Origin of the sequence: Marinomonas ushuaiensis DSM 15871, from assembly GCF_000521805.1 — a bacterium.
GTDB lineage: Bacteria > Pseudomonadota > Gammaproteobacteria > Pseudomonadales > Marinomonadaceae > Marinomonas > Marinomonas ushuaiensis.
In genome coordinates, this window is sequence record NZ_JAMB01000026.1 from 1 (window position 1) to 6,475 (window position 6,475).

The window sequence follows — 6,475 nt, forward strand, 5'->3', positions numbered from 1 at the left end:
TAATCTTCGCTAACTTTATACCATCTCTGTAATGGTAATTGGCTTAACAAAACTGCTAACCCTTGTTAACGAGGTGCGTATTATAGGTAGATTAAACAAGGAGTCAAGACCACTTAACAAATAACATGAGATAAGTTTTGAGAATCATCTTTTTTGCTTATTGTGCATCTATCTATATTAAATTTTCAAAGTACTTGTATCGACCTTTGTCTGACTGTAAAAAGATAGTCATCAAATCATTTTAACAATTTTTTATAGGAACCAAGTATGTCCAACAGCATCACTGACATTTTGAAGAAATCGTCGATCCCAGACAAAGAGCAAGCTCTTCCAGGTAGAAGTACGCCATTGACCATCTCAGGCATCAGTGTGATTACTAACGAACCTTTTATTCGTACGCCAAAGGAAAACGAAGCTGAAGTAATTTTGGGTATGGGATGTTTTTGGGGCGCAGAACGAAAGCTTTGGAATACACCAGGCGTTATCGTTACCTCTGTTGGTTATGCAGGCGGCTACACACAAAACCCTACTTACGAAGAAGTCTGTTCTGGCCAAACAGGACACAGTGAAGTGGTTCAAGTCGTTTTCGATACTTCTGTCACGTCATTAGAAGGTATTTTAAAAGTCTTTTGGGAGAACCATGACCCAACACAAGGCATGAAGCAAGGTAACGACGTAGGCAGCCAATATCGCTCTGTTATCTATACAAAGAATGATCAAGATCTTGCTATAGCAGAAGTGAGTAAAGCGGCTTTCCAGAAAGAACTGATTGCGGCTGGCCATGGGATGATCACGACAGAGATCGAGCCTTTAGATACGTATTATTTTGCAGAAGAATATCACCAACAATACCTACACAAAAACCCAAATGGTTACTGTGGATTAAACGGAACCGGCGTTAGCTGCCCTATTGGTCTTGCTCGTTAAGCGTTTGATTTGTCGCAAATGGTAGATACAAAAAAAACCGAACTAGAAAATTTCTAGTTCGGTTTTTTAATCAGTGCTATTTACTAGCCATCAATATTAATACTGTATTCCTCGTTATTATAAATGACTTTAACGCTCTCTGCTGAATTCAAATCCAAAGAAGATGTCGCATTAGTAAACTCTGCTACATCTTTACCATCGACAGTTACACTTAAGCTACCATCTCCCTCTTCAGCTTTAACATGAGCTTGTAAGAACTCAGTAATAACATCAACGCTTGCGTCTTTACCAGGACTGCCTTCTATGCCAACCAATAAGTCGGTTAGATCTAACGCGTCTTCAGAAGCATCAAAATCAACAATAATATCAATATTAGCCTGATCAGTTACGTCATTTAAGATAAAGATATCACTACCGCCCGCTCCAGTTAAGATGTCAGATACCTCATCATCTCCACCAAACAGAACATCATCACCCAAATCCCCCAAGAGAGTATCTGCGATTGAGCTATCCGTTCCTTCTAAATAACTGTCTGTAACGATAATGTCGTCTAAACCAGAATCATCAATTATATTCGTAACAGTGCTTGTTATTTCTAACTCTGGTAATTCAACACTACTGGTGATTGTCAGGTTATCTATTGATGTCTCACCTGCTTCCACTTCAATGCTGTAACTACCATCTGCATTAGCTACTAACGTTGCGCCACCCAATACTAGAGTAGATGTACTTGGTATCCCAAACAAAGATACAACTGAAGTGTTTGCTGTGGCATCCGTATTGTCTATATCAACAGTCACATCATATGAAAATCCAGAGCTATTTTCATTAAGACTAATTTCAATGCCATCATTAGCGATGTAATCAGCAAAAGCTGTCACATCACCTTGAATGATACCGTCGCTAAATAAGATATTTTCAAAGCCAACTATTTTCGTTTTGATATTATCTATATTCAATTCATATTGAGCACTTGTATAAGATGAAAGCACTATAGAATCTGTCCCAGTTGTTCCTCCATCAAAATACACATCGGCAGCTTTAAGCCCTTCAAGAACAATAAAGTCACTACCGGTTCCCATACCAATGCCAGCATTTAAATTACCACCAATGACAAGGACATTATCCCCTTCACCTAGACCGATATCACTATTTACATTGCCATCAATTCTAATCAAGTCATCGCCAGATCCGCCACCGATACCAGCACTGACATTTCCATTAATGATTAACGTATTATTTCCTTGCCCCAATCCAATATAACCGCTTACGTCACCACCAATTTGGATCTGATCACTACCGCCACCAACACCAATTTCAGAGTAAAGATCACCACCGATAATAACTTTATTATCACCTTCACCTAACCCTATAGCACTTTTAACATTACCATCAATATGAAGCTCATCATTTCCAGAGCCCATATTAATCGCAGCACCAGTATTCACATTTGCTGCAATTGATAAGTAATTATTACCTCCACCTAAATTAATAGATGCAGACAAATCTCCACCTAACTGAATTTGATCATTTCCTGACCCAGATGAAATACTATGATTTACACTACCTTCAACAATAAGATTATTGCTTCCATCGCCTAAAGCAATATAACCACCACTTTGAACATCATTTTTAATATGAACATTGTCATTTCCGCTACCAAGCTCCAAAGATGCACTGACACTTCCACTGATATAGATATTATGATCAGAAGAGTCAAAACTTTTATAAGAGTTGTAATTTTGGTAACTATCATCTGCATCGCTGCTAGAAGAAAATCCTGCCCATACTTGTTTAATTGAAGACAACTCAGAAACAGTAACTGTAACCGTTGGTAAAATAGAAGACTCCGTAACTTCAACGGATGCAGTAGCCGTATCGTAACCACCCTTACCATCAGTAATTGTGTAATCAAAAGTCGCTGTACCACTGAAACCTGCTGTAGCAATAAATACCACACTACCAGCACTATTTAAGTAAGCGTAACCATTCTGAACGTTACTAATGCTGCTAATAGATAAAGTATCTCCGTCACCATCCATATCATTTGCCAATAACGTATCAGCAGAAATAATAATAGACTGCTCGTCTGTAGTAATTAAAGGCGAACCGTCAACACTGCTCAATATACTAGAATCCAGCGTTACATAAGTATTACCGCCATCAGAACTGATCGTAGGCTGGAAGACATAATCACCACCTTGATCCCACCAGACCATATCAATGGAATAGTAACCATCTTCAGCAATCTCAAACGACTCAAAAGTATCAGTGCCTGGAGATTGGTTACTACTAATGGAAGCCACATTTTTCTCATCAACTAAAATCTGATAACCATCATCTGCATGAACTTGGAAGTTATAAGTACCAGCAGCCAAGAAGATATAACCCTGCAGATGAATACCACCATCTGTGTTGTTACCCGGATCAGAACTCAATGAATCAGCATCATCACCTAAGAATGTCTGTAAATTATTTCCTGTGGCGACACTAGTTCCTTCATCAGTTGGACCATTAGAAGAGTAATCAATAGTAGTCGCATTAAAGGTTGCTGTAGGGGCATTACTTTGAACAATGGCTAAGAACTCATCCAAGCTATCGATCTGAGAATCCGTGCCATAATATTCACCGACGAGACCTGCAAAAGCAAAATTCAACGTAGTTGAGCTATCATCAACCGCATCGGGCGCCGTATTTGGTGTACCAACCGTAATCGTCTGTGAAGTCTGAGCAATAGAATCACCGTCTGTCGAAATCACCGTAACTTCAATATCAAAACCTGCGATATCTTGATCAACTCTCACTTGAAGCCCAGTAATGTCATCGACTGCCAAGCTATAAGTACCATCCTCATTTGAATCAATAACCGTACCATCTGATCCAAGCAATTCAGCACCTTCAGGCATTCCTGATATTGTGTAGCTTAATGTTTCACTACCATCCGTATCGGTTAAGTTACCTTCAATAGTTAAATCACTGATTAAAGATAACGACTCAACACTCGCTTGAATATTACTAATGTTCACGACTTCAGAAGTAGCCGTTGATGCAACTTCAAACTCAACGGTTGCCTTACCATCTTCATCTAATATCACTGTGTACGAATTAGATTGTCTGTGTACAAGTGTCCCAGTATTTTGTTCATACGTAAACTGATCTTGCTCTTTGCCATTTATCGTAATGGCATAGGTGTCTGCAGTCTCAACAGAAGCTAATCTATTATTTTGTAAACCATCTTCCCAACCACCACTAATAACAGAGTCAAAACTTATCGTAACTTCTTGACCCGCATACTCCGTTCCAAAATCAAATTCACGAGTTGCTATATCTCCAAGAAGATTTGAACTGTTTGTGAAGTTATCTCCAAGCTCTGATCCTAGATCAACAACATCGCTTTCATTAATAACAATAGAGCCTTCTACTTCTGCTTCTGACAAAGACACTTCCAATGTTGGCGCATCCGCGACAGCATCGACTGTCACCTGAACGCTAGCCTCTGACGTTAACTCACCATCAGAAATTTCATACTTAATCGTGACATCGCCACTAAAGTCATTTGCTGGCGTGAATTCAAGCTTGCCATCAACAATCGAGACAGTACCCTCTCCTGATGTAACTGTAGCGTCCGTAATTTCTAATTCATCACCATCTGGATCATAATCGTTTGCCAACACATCAATGGTTATTACTGTATCTTCATCAGTAGCAATAGCACCTTTTGTTAAATTGCCATCAAGAAGATTAGCAAACCTGCTTGTCAAACTAACGGTACCATCTTCAGATACATCACTAGGGTCAAATTTCACATTAGTCGTCGTTTCACTGCCATCCGCTTGCAAAGTGGTTAAAACAATCTCATCCGATATCGCGTGAGATATCGTCATATTTTGAACGACATAATCACCATTGCCACCAATTGTCGTTAAGACAAAACTCTCAACGGCTTTATCTGTGATAAAAGAATACGTATCTTCATATTCACCACTTTCCCTGTTCCCTGAAATAGTTTCTGATGTCCCATCAGCAAAGTTAGCAGTTATAGAAACAGCTGTTTTTTCATCAAATGAGTTACCAAGTCCACTCAATGTAAAGGATACTTTGTTGATTGAAATATCATTAGAATCTACATCAATTGTTAACAATTCCTCTCTACTCAAGCCATTGTCATCTTCATTGCCAATACCAAACCCAACAAATTCTTTACCATTTTCATTATTCCAAGCAGTTAATACCCCATCAGACACCGAGGTAGTGACGGTAATAGCACCATCATTAAATGTTATAACGGCTGCACCTTCATCATTGAGGTCACCCCAGTCGCTAACGGACGCACTTCCTCCAAAAGTTCCTGATTCTGGGTTTTCATTGGCATCGAAAGAACCAATCTTGAAATCTGTTGAATCTTCAATCTCGGTGTCAGGAACAAAACGCACTTCGGTGTCAGAGTCATAAGTAACGCCCAGTGTCATTTCAACCCATTCATCGTTATCGTTCTTAACTTCCATCACACCATATTCAGGTTCTTCATCAAGACGAATCCCCGTACTGTAAACCATGGTAGAGTCATCAGTCGCCACAGGCGCTTCGTTTACTGCCATCGTCGCACTGTCTGTTCTTGTCGCTGACGTGTTACCCGCCGCATCCGTAATACTCGCGTCAACTTTCAACTCTTCGCCATCCGCTGGACGATCGTATTCGAACTCTATTTCACCTCCATCAATATGAACTTGTGTTAAGATCACATCTTCTTGGCCGCTCACTGTCAACGTATCGCCCGCAACCGCTCCCCCTGGCAAGCTAACTAATACGTACACTTTCCCATCGATTTCGCTGTTGCTGATCGTGCCGTCGTCATTCCCATCACTTAAGATCCTTACTGATGGTGCCGCTGTCGCCGTTGTGTCTGCATCAACTGCTGTCGCTGTCGCTTCAGTCGATGTGTTGCCCGCACCGTCTGTAATCGTTGCAGTGATCTTCGCTTTCGGTTCGATTTCTACCGCAATGCCGCTGCTAATCAAGGCGTCTGTTAAGACCACACTCACTGCGTCTGCATCATCCACTTGGTACGTCACTGTATCGCCAGCAACCGCACCCGTTGGGATACTGATCGTTGCTGTCACTGTGCCGTCTTCGCCAAGCTCCGCTGCGTTGTAAACACCGTCTGCGTTTGTGTCACCTGCTATCGCAATCGTTGGTGCCGACGTCGCCGTTGTGTCTATTGTCACATCATGCATAATTTTGGTTTCATTGCCTGCCGCATCAATCGCTTTGATGTTTAGGCTGTTTGTACCTTCAGGTAACCCATCATCAAGCGTAATACTGTAAGCACCATTCTCATCCGCTGTGCCGGTCGCTGTTTGCTGTGTGCTGGTCGCATCTAGGTACAGGATAGTGACAGTCGCACCCGCTTCCGTTTGACCCGCTATTGTTGGTGTCGCGTTATTGGTAATCGAGTCATCGTTCGAACCACTGTTAGTCGCGTCTGTGATGTCAGCAGTTAAGCCGCTCACAGACACATCCACCGTGAAACCACCGTCGGTTGCGTCGC

Annotated in this window: 2 protein-coding genes; one reads left to right on the plus strand and one right to left on the minus strand. The window is 41.2% G+C overall.

Annotation, left to right across the window (positions count from 1 at the left end):
* Positions 1-267 precede the first annotated feature (267 nt).
* Positions 268-927, plus strand: coding sequence for a peptide-methionine (S)-S-oxide reductase MsrA (gene msrA, locus MUS1_RS15465; RefSeq protein ID WP_036164100.1), 660 nt, complete (start codon positions 268-270; stop codon positions 925-927).
* 83 nt (positions 928-1,010) lie between these two features.
* Here msrA and MUS1_RS15470 read toward each other — a convergent pair whose 3' ends face one another.
* Positions 1,011-6,437: a cadherin-like domain-containing protein gene (locus MUS1_RS15470; RefSeq protein WP_156924905.1), complete on the minus strand. Its 5,427-nt coding sequence runs from the start codon at positions 6,435-6,437 to the stop codon at positions 1,011-1,013.
* Positions 6,438-6,475: the final 38 nt, after the last annotated feature.

What these genes read in the sequence shown, in the direction of transcription:
- msrA (WP_036164100.1), top strand. Translation starts at nt 268, where the DNA reads ATGTCCAACAGCATCACTGACATTTTGAAGAAATCGTCGATCCCAGAC.